The organism is Sphingomonas sp. TF3 (assembly GCF_003985085.1).
Lineage (GTDB): Bacteria > Pseudomonadota > Alphaproteobacteria > Sphingomonadales > Sphingomonadaceae > Sphingomonas.
The window spans coordinates 22,357-40,220 of the sequence record NZ_RWKS01000007.1 but is presented as its reverse complement, the minus strand read 5'-3'; the positions used below and the strand labels follow the sequence as shown (position 1 = coordinate 40,220).

23 protein-coding genes and 1 pseudogene are annotated in these 17,864 nt (G+C 63.9%); 16 read left to right on the top strand and 8 right to left on the bottom strand.

Features of this window, described 5'->3' with window-relative positions:
- Positions 1-25 precede the first annotated feature (25 nt).
- A complete protein-coding gene (locus EJC47_RS07860) occupies positions 26-1,015 on the top strand; it encodes an ABC transporter substrate-binding protein (protein ID WP_126846633.1) in 990 nt (329 codons plus the stop codon).
- Positions 1,016-1,111: 96 nt separating this feature from the next.
- Positions 1,112-2,101: an ABC transporter substrate-binding protein gene (locus tag EJC47_RS07855; RefSeq protein ID WP_185867601.1), complete on the top strand. Its 990-nt coding sequence runs from the start codon at positions 1,112-1,114 to the stop codon at positions 2,099-2,101.
- Here EJC47_RS07855 and EJC47_RS07850 read toward each other — a convergent pair.
- Positions 2,093-3,352, bottom strand: a complete 1,260-nt coding sequence (locus tag EJC47_RS07850) for a LysR family transcriptional regulator (protein ID WP_260591514.1) — start codon at positions 3,350-3,352, stop codon at positions 2,093-2,095. The genes EJC47_RS07855 and EJC47_RS07850 overlap by 9 nt on opposite strands.
- A gap of 603 nt (positions 3,353-3,955) precedes the next feature.
- On the opposite strand from EJC47_RS07850, the gene EJC47_RS07845 reads away from it, so the two are divergent.
- Positions 3,956-5,197, top strand: coding sequence for an MFS transporter (locus EJC47_RS07845; protein WP_126846627.1), 1,242 nt, complete (start codon positions 3,956-3,958; stop codon positions 5,195-5,197).
- 298 nt (positions 5,198-5,495) lie between these two features.
- On the opposite strand, the gene EJC47_RS07840 is transcribed toward EJC47_RS07845, so the two are convergent.
- Positions 5,496-5,711, bottom strand: coding sequence for a hypothetical protein (locus EJC47_RS07840; RefSeq protein WP_126846624.1), 216 nt, complete (start codon positions 5,709-5,711; stop codon positions 5,496-5,498).
- A 321-nt stretch (positions 5,712-6,032) separates the two neighbouring features.
- On the opposite strand from EJC47_RS07840, the gene EJC47_RS20995 reads away from it, so the two are divergent.
- The 4 genes from EJC47_RS20995 (at position 6,033) to EJC47_RS21565 (ending at position 8,174) form a co-directional block, all read left to right on the top strand.
- Positions 6,033-6,197, top strand: coding sequence for a hypothetical protein (locus EJC47_RS20995; RefSeq protein WP_185867599.1), 165 nt, complete (start codon positions 6,033-6,035; stop codon positions 6,195-6,197).
- A gap of 129 nt (positions 6,198-6,326) precedes the next feature.
- Positions 6,327-6,719: a hypothetical protein gene (locus EJC47_RS07835; protein WP_126846622.1), complete on the top strand. Its 393-nt coding sequence runs from the start codon at positions 6,327-6,329 to the stop codon at positions 6,717-6,719.
- Positions 6,720-7,363: 644 nt separating this feature from the next.
- Positions 7,364-7,687: a DUF736 domain-containing protein gene (locus tag EJC47_RS07830; RefSeq protein ID WP_126846620.1), complete on the top strand. Its 324-nt coding sequence runs from the start codon at positions 7,364-7,366 to the stop codon at positions 7,685-7,687.
- A gap of 181 nt (positions 7,688-7,868) precedes the next feature.
- Positions 7,869-8,174 (top strand): transcriptional regulator domain-containing protein, encoded by a 306-nt coding sequence (locus tag EJC47_RS21565; protein WP_221885164.1) that lies wholly within the window; start codon positions 7,869-7,871, stop codon positions 8,172-8,174.
- Between the two features lie 61 nt (positions 8,175-8,235).
- Here the strand turns inward: EJC47_RS21565 and EJC47_RS21345 are convergent, their stop codons facing one another.
- Positions 8,236-8,523: a hypothetical protein gene (locus tag EJC47_RS21345; RefSeq protein ID WP_260591513.1), complete on the bottom strand. Its 288-nt coding sequence runs from the start codon at positions 8,521-8,523 to the stop codon at positions 8,236-8,238.
- Here EJC47_RS21345 and EJC47_RS21560 point away from each other — a divergent pair.
- Positions 8,455-8,718 carry a DNA -binding domain-containing protein gene (locus EJC47_RS21560; RefSeq protein WP_409574479.1) on the top strand — a complete coding sequence of 88 codons (264 nt, stop codon included), beginning with the start codon at positions 8,455-8,457 and terminating at the stop codon, positions 8,716-8,718. The genes EJC47_RS21345 and EJC47_RS21560 overlap by 69 nt on opposite strands.
- A 23-nt stretch (positions 8,719-8,741) precedes the next feature.
- Here EJC47_RS21560 and EJC47_RS07820 read toward each other — a convergent pair whose 3' ends face one another.
- The gene (locus EJC47_RS07820; RefSeq protein WP_126846615.1) at positions 8,742-8,939 is read right to left on the bottom strand and encodes a hypothetical protein; all 198 of its coding nucleotides are present in this window, start codon (positions 8,937-8,939) and stop codon (positions 8,742-8,744) included.
- Positions 8,940-9,165: 226 nt separating this feature from the next.
- On the opposite strand from EJC47_RS07820, the gene EJC47_RS07815 reads away from it, so the two are divergent.
- From EJC47_RS07815 to EJC47_RS07805, 3 genes are read left to right on the top strand one after another with little or no spacing between them, the layout of a single operon-like run.
- Positions 9,166-9,441, top strand: coding sequence for a helix-turn-helix transcriptional regulator (locus tag EJC47_RS07815; protein ID WP_126846613.1), 276 nt, complete (start codon positions 9,166-9,168; stop codon positions 9,439-9,441).
- A 41-nt stretch (positions 9,442-9,482) separates the two neighbouring features.
- Positions 9,483-10,022 (top strand): S26 family signal peptidase, encoded by a 540-nt coding sequence (locus tag EJC47_RS07810; protein WP_260591512.1) that lies wholly within the window; start codon positions 9,483-9,485, stop codon positions 10,020-10,022.
- Positions 10,019-10,717, top strand: a complete 699-nt coding sequence (locus tag EJC47_RS07805; protein WP_260591511.1) for a lytic transglycosylase domain-containing protein — start codon at positions 10,019-10,021, stop codon at positions 10,715-10,717. The genes EJC47_RS07810 and EJC47_RS07805 overlap by 4 nt, the downstream gene beginning before the upstream one ends.
- 57 nt (positions 10,718-10,774) lie before the next feature.
- Here EJC47_RS07805 and EJC47_RS07800 read toward each other — a convergent pair whose 3' ends face one another.
- The gene (locus EJC47_RS07800) at positions 10,775-11,047 is read right to left on the bottom strand and encodes a conjugal transfer protein TraD (protein ID WP_185867596.1); all 273 of its coding nucleotides are present in this window, start codon (positions 11,045-11,047) and stop codon (positions 10,775-10,777) included.
- A 37-nt stretch (positions 11,048-11,084) separates the two neighbouring features.
- Positions 11,085-11,390: a conjugal transfer protein TraD gene (gene traD, locus EJC47_RS07795; protein WP_126846607.1), complete on the bottom strand. Its 306-nt coding sequence runs from the start codon at positions 11,388-11,390 to the stop codon at positions 11,085-11,087.
- 153 nt (positions 11,391-11,543) lie between these two features.
- On the opposite strand from traD, the gene traA reads away from it, so the two are divergent.
- Entirely contained in the window at positions 11,544-14,039 is a 2,496-nt protein-coding gene (gene traA, locus EJC47_RS07790; protein WP_126846605.1) for a Ti-type conjugative transfer relaxase TraA, read from the top strand.
- Positions 14,036-15,829, top strand: coding sequence for a type IV secretion system DNA-binding domain-containing protein (locus EJC47_RS07785; RefSeq protein ID WP_260591510.1), 1,794 nt, complete (start codon positions 14,036-14,038; stop codon positions 15,827-15,829). Before traA ends, EJC47_RS07785 begins: the two co-directional genes overlap by 4 nt.
- 3 nt (positions 15,830-15,832) lie before the next feature.
- On the opposite strand, the gene EJC47_RS07780 is transcribed toward EJC47_RS07785, so the two are convergent.
- The gene (locus tag EJC47_RS07780) at positions 15,833-16,075 is read right to left on the bottom strand and encodes a helix-turn-helix domain-containing protein (protein ID WP_126846603.1); all 243 of its coding nucleotides are present in this window, start codon (positions 16,073-16,075) and stop codon (positions 15,833-15,835) included.
- Between the two features lie 129 nt (positions 16,076-16,204).
- Here EJC47_RS07780 and EJC47_RS07775 point away from each other — a divergent pair, with 129 nt between their 5' ends.
- Complete coding sequence (locus tag EJC47_RS07775) at positions 16,205-16,420, top strand: hypothetical protein (RefSeq protein ID WP_126846601.1); 216 nt, start codon at positions 16,205-16,207, stop codon at positions 16,418-16,420.
- Positions 16,421-16,464: 44 nt separating this feature from the next.
- Here EJC47_RS07775 and EJC47_RS21340 read toward each other — a convergent pair.
- Positions 16,465-16,658, bottom strand: a pseudogene (locus EJC47_RS21340) (L-serine ammonia-lyase, iron-sulfur-dependent, subunit alpha); the annotation flags it as partial.
- A gap of 65 nt (positions 16,659-16,723) precedes the next feature.
- On the opposite strand from EJC47_RS21340, the gene EJC47_RS07765 reads away from it, so the two are divergent.
- Both EJC47_RS07765 and EJC47_RS07760 read left to right on the top strand, forming a co-directional pair.
- Positions 16,724-17,215, top strand: coding sequence for a YHS domain-containing (seleno)protein (locus tag EJC47_RS07765; protein WP_126846598.1), 492 nt, complete (start codon positions 16,724-16,726; stop codon positions 17,213-17,215).
- Positions 17,212-17,739 (top strand): TlpA family protein disulfide reductase, encoded by a 528-nt coding sequence (locus tag EJC47_RS07760; RefSeq protein ID WP_126846596.1) that lies wholly within the window; start codon positions 17,212-17,214, stop codon positions 17,737-17,739. Before EJC47_RS07765 ends, EJC47_RS07760 begins: the two co-directional genes overlap by 4 nt.
- The last annotated feature ends 125 nt before the right edge of the window (positions 17,740-17,864 follow it).

The window sequence follows — 17,864 nt, the reverse complement described above, 5'->3', positions numbered from 1 at the left end:
CCCCTTGCTTCCCAGGAGAAATCGATTGACCGACAAGGTTCACCTCACGCTTGCGGTCGCGGAGCATCCGCATACGGCGCGCATCCGCGACGGGTCGATCCCAATCGCGGGGGTCGATGCCGAATTCATCACGGTCAAGCCGCAGATCGGCGCCTTCCGACGGATGGTGCGCGATCTCGAGTTCGACGTCTGCGAGCTCGCGCCCACCACCTACATCATCGCGCGCGCCTATGGCGCACCGTTCGTGGCGCTGCCGATCTTCGTCGTGCGTCGCTTCCATCATGCCGGAATGCTGATCCGCCCGGATTCGGGTATCAAGACGCCGAAGGATCTCGAAGGAAAGAAGGTCGGGGTCCGCGCCTATTCGGTCACCACCGGCGCTTGGCTGCGCCAGGTGTTCATGGACGAATACGACCTCGATCCGAGCAAGGTGACCTGGGTGGTGGACGACGAGGAGCATGTCACGCAGCTCAAGCTGCCGCCCAACGTGATCCACGCCCCAGAGGGCCGCTCGCTTGCCGAGATGATGGCGACGGGCGAGCTGCAGGCCGGCGTCGGCGCCAATGCCGGCATCGGCCGCACCGGCAGCCCGACCGGCGGCTGGACCGAGGTTGCCGCCGATTATCCCGATCTGATCCCGGACGCCGAAGCGGTCGAGGCTGACTATTACCGTCGCACCGGCGTGTACCCGATGCACGGGACGGTCGTGGTCAAGGACGAGATCCTCGCGGAGCATCCGTGGGTCGCGCGATCGCTTTACGATGCCTTTTCCCAGGCCAAGAACGAATGGCTCGCCCAGCTCGAGTCGGGCGAAGCGACCGGCAAGGGCGCCGACAAGTATCGCAAGCTGCAGAAGATCGTCGGCCCCGACCCCCTGCCCTACGGCATCGAAGTCAACCGCCCGACGATCGAAGCGCTCGAGGCGACCGCCTTCAAGCAGGGGCTCACGCCCAAGCGCATGACGATGGAGCAACTTTTCGTCGACCCCGAGACGATCGCGCCCTTCTCGCAATAGTCGGAGAGACCCCGCCACGCGATTGGCGCTGCGGGGGAGATCGACCCGCCAAAGCTCCCCTTGCAGGAGATCGCTATGGACCCGAATCGTCGTGATATGCTGCTCGGTGGCGCGGCAGTCGCGCTGCTGACCGGTCAATGGGGCCGGAGCACGGCCCCATTGTCGATCCGCGTCGCGAGTAATCAGGGCGTCGAGAATGCGACGCTGCAGCAGTTGATGGTCACGCGAGGGTTCGGCGCGCGTCTAGCGCTGGATATCGCCACCGTCGACAGCCTGGATATCGCCGGCCCAATCGCCGCGCTGGAAGCGGGGACGGCGGACCTGTGCATGATCTCCGCCTACGCTGGCGTGCTGCCCGCGATCGCTGAGGGACGACCGATCCGGCTGATCGGATCGGCGATGCGTGTGCCCGCGCTCGCCGTCTGTTCCGCCGATCCGACGCTGCGGGACGTGCGCGCGCTGAGGGGACGGCGAATCGGAATCGGGGAGCAAAACGGGCTCTTGCACCTCGTGATGATCGCGCTGCTCCACCGTCACGGCATGACGCCCGACGATGTCCGGTTCGTTTCGGTTGGCAGCAACGCCCAGGTCTTCAAGGCCGTGCTGAGCGGCGCGGTCGACGCTGGCGCCTACGGCGTCGCTGACCTGTCGGACACCCGCGCGCACATGCTAGCTGGTGGCGCGCTGTGGCAGGCGCTTCCACAATTCCCGTATCAATTGGCCTATGCCTCGCGCGACGCGCTGTGCACCCGTAGGGACGCCATCGCCCGGTGCCTGGCGGCATATGCGCTGCTGTTCCGCTTCGTTTCGGAACCCAGCTCGCGCGACGCCTATCTCGCCGCGCGCGCGGCGGTGGGCGGCGATCGCGTTGAAGGTGATCAGGTCTGGCGATTCATCCACCGCACCCAGCCCTATGCTCGCGAGCCCGGACTTTCGGCCGGCCAGATCGGCTATCTGCAGCGGTTGAATGTCGCGGCCGGGGTGCAGCGTCGAATCCTGTCGTTCGACCAGGTCGCCGATCTCGCCCCGGCAATGGAGGCGCGCAGACTCCTGGAGCGCACCAGACACCGCGGCGCCTCAGCCTGACCCGCGCGCGCCGCCACCGGCAACGCGCGCGAGCAGCCGATCGGTCATCGGTCCGTGGCGCAAGAAATCCAGGAACGTCCCCTGAATTTCTGATGGGGTCCAATACTTTCGCGTCGTCACGCCGATATGCGCATCCAACGGCGGCATCTTGTAATCGATTTTCGACAAATTGTGGCCGAGGCTCTGGTCGAGCAGGATTTGCGATTCGGTGAGCACCGTCATGCGGTCGCTCTCGGCAAGCAGCAGTAGCAATATCGTCAGCGAATAGGTTTCGATCCCCGTATGCGGCGCCGGCGTAGTGTTGGCGAACAGCTGCTCGAACACGGTGCGTCGCGCAGTCAATTGCCCGGGCATGACCCATTCATAACAGGCGAGGTCCGCCGACGAGATATCGTACTTGCCGTCGAGCGGATGACCTTTGCGCGCTACGACGATGTAGGGATCGGGTGCAAGAATTTCCTCGACAACGTCATCGGCCGGAGGCGGCGATTTGACCATGCCGACAATGAAGTCGATCGAACCGGCGCGAAGTTTCTCAAGCAGGACATCGTACGAAGCAGTCGCAATATCGACGTTGACGTCGGGATGCGCGATCGAAAAGGCGCTGATTGCCGAAGCCAGGAAGCCGCTGCCGGCGAGCAATAGTCCCCCGACCAGTATGCGCCCACGTTCCCTCAGCTTTTGAGCTTCGATTCGTTCATAAGCGCCCTCGAGTTCGCGGACCATCAGCTGGAGCCTGTTCGCCAGACGGTAGGCGAGTTCGTTGACCGCCGAGCCCCTGGCAGTGTTGCTGAAAAGCTGCACACCGAGATTGCATTCGAGCGCGCGCGCCGTGCGATGGATGGTCGGCTGTGCGACACCGACACGCCTCGCAGCCTGCAAGAACGACCCCGAGTCCTTGATCGAAATGAGCGCGATGATCTGCGAATTGGTGATGCGCCGCGACATCCGACGGGCGGCGCCAGCACCTGGATCGGCGCGCGCCGACATGCATTCGCGGAGCGCTTCTTCCATGTTTACGAACAGCACATCCGTATAATTCTTCAGGATATTGCCGACCTCGGTCAAATAGCTTCCCTTGCTGCGCCTCTCGAAAAGCTGGCAGTCGAGATCCTGTTCGAGCCGCGCGATCGCCTGGGTCACCGCGGATTGCGAAAGATTGAGATCTACCGAGGCTTGCGAAATGCTCTCGAGTTGGCACACGGCGAGGAATGCTCGCAAGCATCGCAAACTCGGGAAAAAGCCGAACATGGAATGTTTGCGACCGGACTCGCTAGGTCCGCCCGATAGTATCGGCACCGCACGTGCCGGTGGCACTGTCGCCATCGCTGCAACCTCTCCGGCACAGGGGCCGATTGCCGCCTCCTGTGAAGGCCGGTTCTTATCTCGAAACACGGGCGGCAAGCGATTTGCCCTGCCGGTGGCCGTGACGTCAGAATATAGGCCGCCGCGCTTAATCCTGGAAGGTCGTTATACCTTAAACTGATATCGCGACGCATCAATCGCGCTTGTCATCGTGGTGACCACCACCGACAATGATCGCACCCTCGACGAGACAAGCAAGCCTCAATGGCTGAGTGGGACTTAGGAGAAGAGATGCGAAAGATGCGCTTCAAAGCTGAACCAGGCACCCCGCCGCACGGCGGCCCAGCTATTACTTCTGCTAATGGGCACCACCGCTCCTTGCATGCCGTATAGGTGCGGTGGTCGCAACGCTGGCGTACCCGGCTTGTCCGTCCGACGTCCATGCCGACATCGTCCGATATCGCACGACCCAGCGCTGCCACGATAGGCCAGCCTTGCGAAAGGTTTCGGTCGTCCCACTGAATTTGAATTTTAACTGCCGAGGTACATATGGCACTTAATTGGTATGGCGAGCTCAAGAAAGACGAACGGCGGTCCTTTCTGGCCTGCCTCGGCGGCTACACGCTCGATTCCTTAGACTCGCAGATGTACGCGTTGCTGGCTCCGGTGCTCATCACCGTGCTCGGCTTTACCAAGCCGGAGATCGGCGCGCTCACGACAGTCGGACTGCTCGGCAATGCACTTGGCGGCTGGATCGCGGGCATCGCGGCGGATCGATTCGGCCGCAAACGATTGCTGCAGATCACGATCCTCTGGGTCGCGGGATTCTCTGGTCTCGCCGCGCTCTGCACCGCTCATATAGAATTTTTTGCAGTGCGGTTTCTACAGGGTGCCGGCTTCGGCGGCGAAGCAGCGGTTGCCGGCGTGCTGCTGGGCGAGGTCGTCCGCCCGCATCTGCGCGGCCGCGTCGTGACCGGCGCTCAAGCTGGTTATGGTCTCGGCTATGCCTTGGCTTTGCTGGTGATGCCGATCCTGTTTGCCGGATTTGACGAGCAAATCGCCTGGAGGATCATGTTTGCGGTTGGTGCGGTGCCAGCGTTGCTCGCACTTTATGTCGGAAAGTACGTTCCGGAAAGCGAAGCCTTCGAGACCGTCAAGCTTCTCCGCCGCGAGGGCAAGCGACCGGCGCCCCCCTTCTGGACCATCTTCAATCCCGCGAACCGGAGGGCGGCATTCGTCGGCGTCCTGTTGTCGACGGGCGTCCTCGGCGGCGGCTTTGCCGTTCACGCCTGGCTCCCCACCTATCTGCGGTTGGGTCTGCACCTGCAGATCGGCAAGACCGCGGCGTTCTTGGCGTTGAGCATTGCCGGCTTGATCGTCGGGCCATTGATTGGCGGGTTCATCAGCGATCGCATCGGGCGCAAGCATACGTTTCTTTCGCTGATTCCGATCCACGCGCTGGTGATCGTTGCTTTGCTCTTCATCAAGCCCGGGGTGGAGGCGACCCTCATGCTGATCTTCCTGCAGGGGGCGCTTCAGGGTGCGGTGGCGGGTGCCATGCTGCCGACCTTCACCGAGATGTTCAGGACGGACATTCGCGGCACCGGCGTCGGATTCTGCATCACCGGCGGGCGGGGCATCGGCTCGATCAGTACCACGGCCGTGGGCGCACTGGCAGTAACGCTCCCGCTAAACGAGGCGATGGGGATCTGTACGCTTAGCGCATTCTGCCTCGCTATCGCGGCCGCGCTCTTTTTGCCGAGCCGCTCCGGGCTCGAACTCGCGAATTGAGCGCCCACCAGAAGCGGTCTCTGAGGAATGATCGCCGCCTTCCGGCGGCGCGCTTCAGGAACTCGATTTTCGCGGTGGAGCGGTGACGAACGCAAGTCGACGAACGTTGAATGTCGGCTTCTGACGAGAGCCGCCGTTCAACACCTCACACTCGAACGGCGGCAAAGTCCCAGGATTTGACATTCCTCCCGGCGACGGAAGATCAACCGACGACAGCTACTGGGATTGCGCACCAGACCGGTTAAGCGCGAAACTTGGGCGCTTAGTGCCATGGAAAAGAATCCATCGGCGGCTCCGCCTACCGTTGAGGTGCCTCACCTGTAACGGCGATATGGGCGGCGACCGCGTAATGCTCGAGCTCCACATCAGACTCGATCAGTTGATCGAGGAGCTCCTTCATATCGGTCATGTCCGATCCGCTCTGAAATGGACCGGGCATACGCTCGATCGCCAGCACCGCGATGGCGAGTGCCTTCTTCACCAGATGGAGATCACGCCCGCTGAACTCAGCCATCGTTCGCATCCGTCTGTCGATACTGCGGATTGAATATCAGGCGACCGCGCACGTGACCATCAGCCGGATTGCAAATCCTCGGCGATAATGCGGCATACGCCAGGGATAGCGTCGGCCACCGCCGCGGGCCCACTCCCCGCTCTTTGAGGCGCTATTCCTCCCCGCCCGTCGGCCTCCTCACGATCAACCCGTAAAGGGTCCGCTATGCTTTGCATGCGGCCGCTTGGACTGCGCCCAGCGCGGTGACGTGAGGCCGTCGGCCGGATGCGTCGGCGCCTGTCGAGCGGGGAGTGGCCCCGCTCCATCGACAGGAGCCAGTCCATGTCCCTCGAAACAGCACAGCGTCTCGCCTGGAACCTAGCTTGCACCCTCAAGGTGATCATCATCCTCATCGAGACTCCGGAAGGGTATCAGGCGATGCCGAGTGACGACTATGACGGCGACGCCGACCAGGTGGTGCGCGAATATGATGTATTCGCTGCATAATCAGCGACGGATCGGATCGAATGCTCAGCGTCCGCCGGTTTCGGCGGACGCTTCGATCTGCTATTATCCCGATGCGCCGTGGTGGATGGTGGTGGCGCGTCCCCAACCGAATGGAAGGACGCGTTCGCCATGATGATTCTCCTGCCCCTGTCGCTTATTGGCATCGGCGCCTTCATCTATTTTCTGTTCAACGCGGCAAGTCATGCACTGCCGCTGGCGATAGCGGGCGCCGCCGCGCTCGCCTGTGCGCATGTCGGCGCATCGATACCCGGCGCGCTGCTGGTCGGGGTCATCGGTTTCATGCTCTTGACGGGCGTTGTCCGTTTCATCGGGCTCACAGCTCCTTTTCCGGCTCGTATCGTCGCCGCTGCCGCATTGGCGATCCCAGCCGCGATTGCGGGCTATCAGCTCGGCGGCGGGCTCGCCGGTCTATCGGGTCTGTCGGCGTGGTTCCCCGCGGCCATCGCGGGGACGCTCACGGGCCTTGCCGCCGCGAAGCGCATTGCACGACCCGTGCCCTAGACTTCTATCGACCAGGTTGAAGACGCTCCTTGCTCAGCCCGCCGGGTTTCAATCCGGGCGGGCTTCATCCTGCGACAGTGCAGAATGCCCCGGAAGGATGACGATACCGGTTTGTGTCGGGTCTTGTCGTCAGGAGCGCATCGGACAGGTGGCGGCGGTTTGTGCTTGCGTGAGGACACGCCCCCGTTGACGCGGAAAGAACCCGCGGCGGGATTGCCGGCCGATCGCATGGGTGACGAGGCGGGTAGCTGGAGCGAGGTCATTGGATGATCATCAGCCCTGCCAGTTCGTAGCCGGGACTCTCCGATCGCGCGACACCCGGCACCGAGCTCTTTTTTGCGACGCGAGGTGTGCCATGTCCTTGTCTGGCGGATCACGGACCCGGTCCCACACGGCCTCTCTCAGATGGCTTTGATGACCGAAACCGGCTTCGCCTCTGCCGCCTGAGCCGCAACGGGGGCCGGCTCGCTATTTTCCCCTGGACCCTGACGGGATCCATTCCTCGCGAGGCAAAATAGCGAGCCTTCCCCCGTCCTCCGCTTTGCTTCGGGCCTGTCGGCTGCGGCGGCGGCAGTCCCGGTCACCGGGCAAGCCATCGAGGCCGCGATGGGCGCGGGTTCGAAGATCAAGACAGGAGTTTCATCATGGCAACCATCGGCACCTTCAAGAAGACCTCGGACGGCTTCACCGGCGAGATCGTGACCCTCAGCGTCCAGGCCAAGGGCGTGCGCATCGTTCCCGAGACCAACCGCTCCAGCGATGCCGCTCCCTCGCACCGGGTAATGGTGGGCCGGGCTGAGATCGGTGCGGGCTGGACCAAGCAGTCGAACGAGGGTCGCGAATATCTCGGTCTCAAACTCGACGATCCCAGCTTCACCGGCCCGATCTACGCCAATCTCTTCGACGACGAGGACGGCGACACATACAGCCTGATCTGGTCGCGCCCCGCCAAGCGCAACGGCGACTGATCGGATCGACGGAGCCCCGTCCGGACCTGGTCCGGGTGGGGCTCTCGCTATGCTCGTACGCTGAGCGCGCGCGGCACCATAAGGTCGCCCTTATACCTGCATAAGCCCTCGGCCGCTTGAGCGGAAAATCGGCCTCAATCAATCTCTTCGATGGCGGGGAAACAGCATCGAGGAGGAAGCGATGCCAGGTTACCACACGTTGCGTCTGCCCGACAGGTATAGGGCATTGCTCGAACTTTCATCCGTCGGATTCGCTTGGGAATGGCTTCGGCGCAATCCCGAATACCGCGCGCTTTGGGCGACTGCGCCCGCCGACGCGATACGCGCTTCGGCGCAGGCAAGGGCGTCGGCCCGGCGAAACGCCGGGGTCACTACAACCTTGCGCCAGCACCCGCTGGGAAGGAGGGCGGCCCATCTGGGCCTCACCTTTCCCGGTTCCACCCGAAGTACCGGCGACCGACCGGCCACTGATCGGGTGGGCGCCTGAGCGTCTCGCCGACACGGTCACCGTCGTCCGCCCAGTCACCTGGGCTCGCCCACTCGGTGCATTACGCTTCGAGCCGGCGCGCTGGGGCCGAGCGTATCGGCTTGAAGCGGAAGGCGGCGCACATTTGCTGATCCGCCGCCACGGCGCGCCAGAACTGGCGCTCTGGTTGCCTGCCGACTTGGAGCCGATCGAAGGCGAGCCGTTCGGGATCTATGTTCATCCCGACCAGCATCACGCCGCCCGGGTCGCTGCCGTCGCGCGGTTCCGCCGCGCGATCGGAATGGGCCCGCCGCTCCGCTTTGCGCCATACCGTGATGCGCCCCGTCAGGCGGCTATGCTCGCGATCCACGATGCGGCAGCCGACGGCATGACGCTCCGCGACATCGCCGCCACGCTGCTTCCTCTTATGCCCGACGACTGGCGAACGAGCTCCGAGCGATCCGATCTCCGTCGATTGCAGGACACGGGTCTCTGGATGAGAACGGGGGGATATCTGTCGCTGCTAAGCGGGTGGGGCACGTCAATTCGAGCTCAATCATCCTAGGGCCGGTGCCATCCGCCCAGCCGCTAGTGAAGTGTCGCATCAGACTGGATGGAAAGCGCAACAGCATTGCGGATGACGAACCATGCCGACAGTTGCTCCAAGTCGGCCGAGGCCATGAGCGCATCGATCTTGTCCTGCAGGAAACGCCCGACATCGTCCCCATGCTGTTCGATCAGCTCTCGGGCGATGAGAAACGCTCTGGCGTCGTCGATGCTATCCACGCCGCCTTATTAGCGTCCATCAGGTTCCGATTCCATCAGGTGCATTGAGCCTGCGGCGAGGTAAGCGAGCGCAGCAACCGATCTGCTCGACAGTGCGATTGTCCCGGGTGTGGCCGAAGTAATGGCCCCCTCTTTCCGGCCACCCACGACCCCCTTCGAGCGCCGATGATCTCCGGCATCGCGAGTTGCCCGCCGGGCGCCCGCGATGCCTCGAATGGAGATTACCATGCCCGATATCATCAAGGACACGCGCTACCTACGCACCAAGGAGGCCGCGCATTATGTCGGCCTGTCCGCGCGCACGCTCGAAAAGCACCGAACCTATGGCACCGGTCCCGCCTATCGCAAAATCGGCGGTCGCGTCGTCTACACATTGGAGGAACTGCGCGCCTGGGCCGACCGTGGCGCCTGCGCCTCCACCTCCGATCCGAACAACGCGAACGTGCTCCCTGCGGTTCGCCGTCCCGAGGAGCGCAACGGTGCCACCGGAGGGCAATCGTGATGGCGCAGATACCCAGCGCAGAAACCCCGAGTGTCCCAGCGTTGAGACGTCCGCGACACGGCGCATGGTCGCTTTCCGGCCGTCGGGCGATCATCGCAGCGTCCGCTGTTGCGCTCGCAACGCTGACGCTGCCGTCGATCGCACGGCCCAATCTGCGCTTGGTCTGGAACGTGTCGGCGAGCGTGCCGCTGGGCCTCTATCGCATCGAGCCGGGCCGCCATCCACGGGTCGGCGAACTGGCCGTTGTGCGTCCGTCGCCGGCGCTCGCGCGGCTGATGGCCGATCGCCACTATGTCGAACAGTGCGCCCTGCTGGTAAAGCCGGTGGCGGCCGTCACCGGCGCGCGCGTTTGCCGCGACGGTCACACGGTGACGATCGACGGATTGCAGGTCGCTTCGACGCTCGATCATGATCGCTTCGGTCGCGATCTGCCGCGCTGGTCCGGCTGCCGCGGACTTGGCGCCAGCGACTATTTCCTGCTCGCACGCAACGTCCGCGCATCGTTCGACAGCCGCTATTTCGGGCCGGTCGCAGCCGCCAGCGTGATCGGGCGGGCAACGCCGCTCTGGGTGTGGTCATGAGCGGAGGTCGCCTCCTGCGCACCGCTGGCCTCGGCATGACTTGCCTCGCCTTTACGGCATTCCCGGCGCCGGCCAAATCGCAACCGTCCGACACTTGCGCGGTACATGCCCCGGAAGCGGCGATGCGCACCGGTCTTCCCCTCGATATGATCCTGCACGTGATGCGCGCCGAAAGCGGCGGGAATCCTCGCGCGGTGTCGCAAAAGGGGGCGATGGGCTGCATGCAGATCATGCCAGCGACTTGGGCGACATTGTCCGCGCGCTACGGGCTCGGGGCCGATCCGTTCGATGCGCGCATGAACATGATCGGTGGTGCGCTCTATCTGGCCGAGTTGCGCACGCGGTTCGGCATTCCCGGCGCCTACGCCGCCTATAATGCCGGACCGAACCGTTATACGCGCTTCGCCGCCAGCGGCGTGCCGCTTCCTGCCGAAACGGTCGCCTATGCAGCGCGTCTCGGTGGTGCCGGCGCCCTGATCATCAAGGCCGACGCCCAGGCGCGCTGGCAGGAGGCGGCATTGTTCATGGCGAGACCCGCCAGCACGTCGAAGCCGGCCGGTGTCGCACCGACATCGGCGGCCGGCACGAACGATGGTAACGCCGACCGCGCTGCCGCACCGAACGATTCTGTACCGACCGTTCGCTCCGATGCGATGTTTCCATTGGGCGTCCGGAATGTCGCCCTGCGCCGCTGATAGTGCTGTTCTCGGGGCCGGCCTGCGCGCTGCGCGGCTGGCCCCGTTACATAGAGTCTATTCCGCATCGCTGCGCTGGCGGAATGCCGCTCGCACCTTCTCGCGTTCCGCCTCTGCCGCTTGCTCCGCTTCATCGGCAAACGCCCGCGCCCCGCGTCGCTTGAACAGCGCGGTCGCGTGGGCAGCCTCATCGCTTCGCATCCGCATCGCGATGTCGAGAAAGGCACCGTACAGCACTTGCCGATCGTCGGCGGCGAGGTCGACCAGGCCGGCCTTCTGCACGAGGCCGCCGAGTTCGATCAGGTGCCGCGTTCGGGTCCGTCGTGCCACTACCCATGCCCTCCTGTCGGTTCGTGCGATTACCGCCTCAAGCCGGTTCCGCGCCGCCCGCAGCCGCTTTGCCGCTCTCGCTGATGCCACGAGCGCGGCGCGAGGATTTCCGGCTCGTTTCACGAAAGAACTGCGCACCGCGTGCCGTCCATGCCTTGGTCGTGGTGCCCTCCTTTTCCGCCACCGCTGCAAGCAGCGCGCCGGCCAGCAGATCGGGCTCCAATGCATCGGCGCCGGTCGCCTCGATCAGTTCACCGAATTGCTGGATCTTGCGCACCCTGAGCTGCTTTGCCCGGTCACCCAGCGCCTTCAATTCCGCATCGAAATCTCGCACCTTACGCATCGTCGCATCTCCATCTCGCTGGTCGATGCGCTCTAGCTGGGCAGCGTGACGCCCGGTTCAACGCGTCAAATCTCTCATGAGCGCTCTAGCGTAGGAGAGCGCGCTTATACGTCGTACCGACGTCGCGAGATCAGGCGTAATTGGTTGGCCATAATGGCCATCTACCACTTCTCCGCCAAAATCATCGGCCGCGCCAATGGCTCGAGCGCAGTGGCGTCCGCCGCCTATCGCTCGGCGTCACGGCTCCATGACGAGCGACTCGATCGTCACCACGACTTCACCAACAAGTCGGGCGTCGTCCATTCTGAAGTGATGTTGCCCGAGGGCGCACCCGAGCGGTTGCGGGATCGCGAAACGCTGTGGAACGAGGTCGAGGCGACCGAGAAGCGCAAGGACGCCCAGCTTGCCCGCGAAGTGGAATTCGCGATCCCGCGCGAACTGACCCAGGAACAGGGCGTGGCGCTCGCCCGCGAGTTCGTGGCCAAGGAGTTCGTCGGCCGCGGCATGGTCGCCGATCTCAACATCCACTGGGACGTCGGCGCCGACGGCCAGGCCAAACCGCATGCGCATGTCATGCTCGCCACCCGCGAGATCGGACCGGACGGGTTCGGCGCCAAGGTGCGTGAGTGGAACGCGACAGCACTGCTCCAGCAATGGCGCGAGCGCTGGGCCGATCATGTCAACGACCGACTGACGTCGCTCGGCATCGAAGCCCGTATCGATCACCGCAGCTACGACACGCAAGGGATCGATCTGGAGCCGCAGCACAAGATCGGCGCGGCCGGCGCGCGGCGGTTGGAGCGCGGCGAGGATGCCGAGCGGGCCGACGAGCATATCCGCATCGCTCGCACCAACGGCGCGACCATCATCGCCCAGCCGGAAATCGGCCTCGATGCACTGACCCGACAGCAGGCGACGTTCACGCGCCGCGACATGGCGATGTTCGCGCATCGCCATTCGGACGGACAGGAGCAATATGATCGCGTGCTCGCCGCGATGCACGGCTCGGATCAGATCCTCGCGCTCGGCCGCGACGGACGCGGCGAGGAACGCTTCACCACCGTCTCGATGTTGAGCGCAGAAGAAGCGCTGACACGCAACGCGACGATGCTTTCGGCCTCGCGACATCCGGTCGGTCGGTACGATGTCGAACGCGCAGTTGCGGGGGCAGTGGATCGCGGCCTGGTGCTCGGACGCGATCAGCGTGCTGCCCTCGACCATGTCGTCAAAGCGCCCGGACTCAGCCTTGTCGTTGGCTATGCTGGTGCCGGTAAATCGGCGATGCTTGGTGTTGCGCGCGAGGCTTGGGAAGCCGCCGGCTATATCGTCCGGGGCGCTGCGCTATCGGGCATCGCTGCCGAGAATCTTGAAGGCGGCTCCGGAATCGCATCGCGCACCATCGCCAGTTTCGAACATGCCTGGGCGCGTGACCGTGATCGGCTGACGGCGCGCGATGTGTTGGTGGTCGATGAGGCCGGCATGGTGGGCACGCGGCAATTGCAGCGCGTGCTGGCGGAGGCCGCCGGCGCTGGCGCCAAGATCGTGATGGTCGGTGATGTCCAGCAGCTTCAGGCGATTGAGGCCGGTGCTGCGTTCCGCTTGCTCGCTGAACGCCACGGGGCGGCCGAGATCGGCGAGGTACGCCGGCAGGCCGAGCAGTGGATGCGTGATGCGACGCGGATGTTCGCGACGGGCCAAACCGGTGAAGCGATCGCCGCCTATAGCCAGGCCGGCATGGTCCACGCCGCAGACACGCGCGACGCCGCGCGCGACGCGCTCATCGACCGCTGGGACATCGACCGGCGGGCAGCGCCGACCGAATCCCGCATCATTCTTACCCATATGAACAAGGAGGTTGCGATGTTGAATCAAGCGGCGCGTGAGCGGCTCCAAACACAAGGCGAGCTCGGCCGCGACGTAAATGTGCAGACCGAACGGGGCGAACGGCAGTTCGCCGAGAACGATCGCATCCTGTTTCTGAAAAACGAGCGCGAACTCGGCGTAAAGAACGGGTCGCTCGGCACCATCGAACGCGCAGGTCGCGATACGCTGGCCGTGCGGCTGGACGACGGCCGCAGGGTCGAGGTCGACCTGAAGAGCTACGCCCATGTCGATCATGGCTATGCCGCGACCGTCCACAAGACGCAGGGCATGACGGTCGATCGCACCCATGTGCTGGCGACACCCGGTATGGATGCGCATTCGAGCTATGTCGCCCTGTCGCGCCACCGGACCGGAACCGCGCTCCACTACGGCCGGGACGAATTCGCCGATGAGGGTCAGTTGCGTCGCACCCTTGGGCGCGAGCGTCCGAAGGACATGGCGCTCGACTATGAGCGTGAGGGCGCACCGCCGCCGCGCACGAACCGTACTGCCCTCAGCAGCGCGCGCGGCGCGGCCGACGGGAATCCCGCGCCACAACCGGCACAGGCGGCCGCGAATGCGCAGGCGCGGGGACCAGTCGGGAAGGACGCGAGCGGATCGAAGGCCAGCCTGGAGCAGGACCGTGCGCGGCAACTGCGCGAGACGTTCGCGGCACTCGGCAACGCGCCGCCACGATCGGCCGAGCAAACCCGCGCGGCTTTCGCCGCCGCGGCCAAGGCAGTGCCGACACCGGGCAAGGATCGCGACTACGGAGCCGAACGGTGAGTCAGGGCGGCGGCGCAGCGGGTGGGGGTCAAGGGTCCGGCTCGGATCCGATCGTCCATCAAATCGCCTTTCTTCTTTCGGTTGTCGCGATTGGTGTTGGCTGGCCGATTGTGGCGCATTTCATACCCATTGATGCGCGCTTCGCGTGGCGCGATCTTGTTCTCGAACATTGGCGCCATCGCGATCGCCTCGAGCCCTGGCTTGACCAGCGCTGGCTGTGGCTCGCGCTGCACCGGTATCATTTCTGGTTCGCGGTGGCGGCGCTCCCCGGCACGATTGCGATCGGCGTGGTCCAGGCCGTTGATCGGCGGACGCCATGGGCCTTGCTCTCCGCACCCGTTGGCTGGGGTTGCGGGCTGCTGATCGGTTTGTGGCTCTATACAAGCTTCCTCACCGACACCCCGACACTCGCGGTGATGCTGCCGGCGGTCTTTGCTTATCTTGGCGGGGCGGTCGCCGCGCGCCTCGGCGCCTGGCCGAAAAAGGTCATTCATCTGCGCGGCACCAGGATGCGCGGAACCGCCAATCGGCTGCGCAGCCGATTGGTCGTCGGCCTTACCGACCGTGTTGCACTGGCTGGCGTGCCGCTCACGCCCGAAGATGAAACGATGCACATCGCGGCGATCGGCACGACGGGGTCTGGCAAATCGACGGCGCTCCGCGCGATCATCGCCAGCGCGACGCGGCGTAAAGACCGTCAGGTCGTTGCCGACCCCGACGGCACTGCGATGAGTGTCTTCTACCAGGCCGGCGACATCATTCTCAACCCGTTCGATGCGCGGTGCGCCCATTGGGATCTGCTCGGCGAGATCGAGCAGGTTGGCGACTTCGCAATGGTGGCTCAGTCGCTGCTCCCTCATCTCGGACATGGCGATCACGACCAGTGGATCAGTTACGCCCAGCAGTTCCTGAGCAGTGCCATGGAAAGCTGGGTCGGAAACGCGATGGGCAGTTCCGCCGATTTTGTTGCCGCACTCACCCAGGCAAACAGGGCGCAGCTGAAAGCGCTGTGCGACGGGACGCCGGCTGCTCGCTTTTTTGAAGAAGGGGGCGAGCGCATGCTCGCCAGCATTCTCGGCACGATCACACCCGCGGTCGCTAGCCTGCGGAGCTTCGGCGTTCGGGCGGGGCCGGGATTTTCGATCCGGCGCTGGGTGCGTGAGGGCGAAGGTTCGCTCTGGATGCCCTATGCCGCCAACCAGATTGCGGCTTTGCGTGGCCTCATCTCCTGCTGGATGAACCTTGCCATCATGGAGACGCTATCGCTCGCCCCCTCGAGCGAACGTCGGATTTGGTTTCATGTCGATGAGCTCGACGCGCTGGGTCGGATTGAAGGGCTGAAGGATGCCCAGGCTCGACTACGGAAATTCGGCGGGCGGGTCGCGATCGGCTTCCAGAGCTTTGCTCAGGTCAAACAGATCTACGGTGAGGGCGCTCACACCATTATCGAGAATTGCGGTAATCTGTTGCTGCTCCGCTGCGGGCTCAGCGAGGGCGGCGGCACGGCCGAACTTGCGTCCGACCTGATCGGCAATCGCGAGGTAGAACGCGACGATGTCAGCCGGTCGCGCACGCGCGGGCGGTTCACATCGCGGTCGACATCGATGCAGAGCAAGCGAAGCGTCGAGGATGTCGCGCTCGCCAGCGAGATCATGCAACTGCCCAACCGGGAAGGGTTTGTGAAAAGGGCGACGGCACCGGACTGGTGGCGTGTGCGGTTTCCATATGTCTCTTATCCCGAGCGCGTCGCGGCGTTCGATCCATCGGGCACCCTGCGGTTGGAGCGCTGACAGTTAGCCAATCTGAGAGCTCCCTTCGCCCGCGAGCGCTAAGCCATCGACGGAAAGCACCTCCGCCACGTCGAGATATTCGAAGATGTCGAGGCGGCGCTCGCCCGTCTCATAGCGTGAGACATATTGCTGCGGTTTGCCGAGCCGCTGCGCCACCGCTTCCTGCGATAGGCCCAGTTTCTTCCTTGCCTCGACCAAGCGCTCGATCACCCAGCGATAGCGACTATCGTGGATGCCTCGCGCCACGGACCCTCACATCAAATTGATGTGAGGACCCTGCTTGGCCCTTTGCTCTACACCAACTTGATGTAAACTGGACTCGTGACGGCGTGCATGACAGGCGCTAGCGGTTAACCGCCAAAATGGATGTATCGATTGCCAATTGAAGACCTTCTATCCGCCGACGATCGGAACGAGCTTGAAGCCGTGCGTTTGATTGCATTGGCGCGCGACTTGCTGAGCGGCGAGAGTCGGCAACCGGTCAGAATCTGTCTCGATAGCGCGATCACGATGCTCGGCGAGTTGCGTGATGGCGGCGCTCCAGGATTCGCTATCACGAATGCCGCGCGTGTTCGACCGGACAGTGCGTGAGCCTAGAAACGCTGGATTGATTCACCTGCAGCGAAGTGGAGTCGTCAGCATTCGACGACGTTGACCGCAAGCCCCCCCCCCCCGAGAATGGTCTGTTTGTATTGGGACTGCACGTCCTCGCCGGTGGCGCATTGTCTCGATGACGCCATCGAGTGAGACGATGTGATGCCCATCCCGATGCAGAGGCAAAAAGGCGGCATCGATAGCCTTTTACGGCACCCATGATGTTGCTTGTAACCTGGTGGCGGTGTCCGGCGAAGTCACGAGCACGCGAGCTATGCGCTCGCGATCGGGAGATTCTGTATGCTGCGAATGAATTATCGGCGTCTCGTCGCCGTGCTGTTGATCACTGCCGCCCCGTTTTCTGCCCTGGTACCGGCATCCACTCAAGCCGCGGTTCCCGGATCGGCTTCGCCCGTAAACGTAGATCAAGCGGGGTTGGCGCTGCGCGGATACGATCCTGTCGCCTATTTCGACAGCGGAAGGCCGACCCAAGGTGACGCTGCTATCTTCACCATGTTCAACGGTGCGCGTTATCAATTCGCAACCGAGGCACATCGTCAGGCATTCCTGTCAGAACCCACGAAATATGTTCCGCAGTTCGGTGGCTTCTGCGCGGTAGGGACGTCCTTCGGCGAAAAGGTTGACGCCGATCCGGCGACCGGCCGTGTCGTCGGCGGCAAGCTCTATGTGAACTATAACGAGAAAACGCAGGGCGTCTTCAACAAAGACGTGACTGGTACCATCGCTCGGGCGGAGCAAAACTGGCCGAAGGTAAAAGACAAAGTCCAATGAGCTGTCGCAAGGCCGCTCTCTATTTCGTCGCAGCGCACGCGGTTCTGCTGGCGGTGGTGGGCGTCACAGCAACGTTGATACATGCCGAAACCGCGATCGCTCCGACCGCTTCAATCGCCCGGCTTCCAACACTGAGCAGTGACGGCCCGGGCCCCGTCAAGCTCGCCAGCTTGCGAGGACACCCGGCTATCGTCAACTTCTGGGCTAGCTGGTGCGTGCCCTGTCGGGCGGAATTGGCCAGTTTGGAGCGGCTCGCCGCGAGCCGGTCCGGTGTAACGGTGATCGCCGCGTCTGTTGACGAGGATCCCAAGACAGGCCGGTCCGCCTTTGGCACAGCATATCCCCATCTCCGGCTCGCATTCGCATCTCTCCACGAAGTCGAACTCTACGGCGCCCTCGGCATGCCCTATTCGATTGTGCTCGATTCCAAGGGGCGCGAGGTGAAGCGGGTGACGCGGGCGATCGATTGGAGCGGCGCCGATGGTGCCCAAATCCTGGTATCAGCAAACCGAACGGGCGGTTGAAGCCGCATACCGCCATTCGGGAACGCGCGCGAAGTTCAGGGCTTCTCTAAGCCGAGTGGGCAACCCGAGATCCAAGTCGCGGAGCGGTATGCTGAACTCGGCATCACCTGGTAGCCCCTCTACCG

Bases quoted from the DNA above. Each gene is read 5' to 3' on its own strand.
- EJC47_RS07835 (WP_126846622.1), top strand. From the start codon at position 6,327: ATGATGATTCTCCTGCCCCTGTCGCTTATTGGCATCGGCGCCTTCATC.
- EJC47_RS21560 (WP_409574479.1), top strand. From the start codon at position 8,455: ATGGGCCCGCCGCTCCGCTTTGCGCCATACCGTGATGCGCCCCGTCAG.
- EJC47_RS07815 (WP_126846613.1), top strand. From the start codon at position 9,166: ATGCCCGATATCATCAAGGACACGCGCTACCTACGCACCAAGGAGGCC.
- EJC47_RS07765 (WP_126846598.1), top strand. From the start codon at position 16,724: ATGCTGCGAATGAATTATCGGCGTCTCGTCGCCGTGCTGTTGATCACT.
- EJC47_RS07760 (WP_126846596.1), top strand. From the start codon at position 17,212: ATGAGCTGTCGCAAGGCCGCTCTCTATTTCGTCGCAGCGCACGCGGTT.
- EJC47_RS21565 (WP_221885164.1), top strand. From the start codon at position 7,869: ATGCCAGGTTACCACACGTTGCGTCTGCCCGACAGGTATAGGGCATTG.
- EJC47_RS07855 (WP_185867601.1), top strand. From the start codon at position 1,112: ATGCTGCTCGGTGGCGCGGCAGTCGCGCTGCTGACCGGTCAATGGGGC.
- EJC47_RS07830 (WP_126846620.1), top strand. From the start codon at position 7,364: ATGGCAACCATCGGCACCTTCAAGAAGACCTCGGACGGCTTCACCGGC.
- traA (WP_126846605.1), top strand. From the start codon at position 11,544: ATGGCCATCTACCACTTCTCCGCCAAAATCATCGGCCGCGCCAATGGC.
- EJC47_RS07845 (WP_126846627.1), top strand. From the start codon at position 3,956: ATGGCACTTAATTGGTATGGCGAGCTCAAGAAAGACGAACGGCGGTCC.
- EJC47_RS20995 (WP_185867599.1), top strand. From the start codon at position 6,033: ATGTCCCTCGAAACAGCACAGCGTCTCGCCTGGAACCTAGCTTGCACC.
- EJC47_RS07805 (WP_260591511.1), top strand. From the start codon at position 10,019: ATGAGCGGAGGTCGCCTCCTGCGCACCGCTGGCCTCGGCATGACTTGC.
- EJC47_RS07850 (WP_260591514.1), bottom strand. From the start codon at position 3,352: ATGTTCGGCTTTTTCCCGAGTTTGCGATGCTTGCGAGCATTCCTCGCC.
- traD (WP_126846607.1), bottom strand. From the start codon at position 11,390: ATGCGTAAGGTGCGAGATTTCGATGCGGAATTGAAGGCGCTGGGTGAC.
- EJC47_RS07840 (WP_126846624.1), bottom strand. From the start codon at position 5,711: ATGGCTGAGTTCAGCGGGCGTGATCTCCATCTGGTGAAGAAGGCACTC.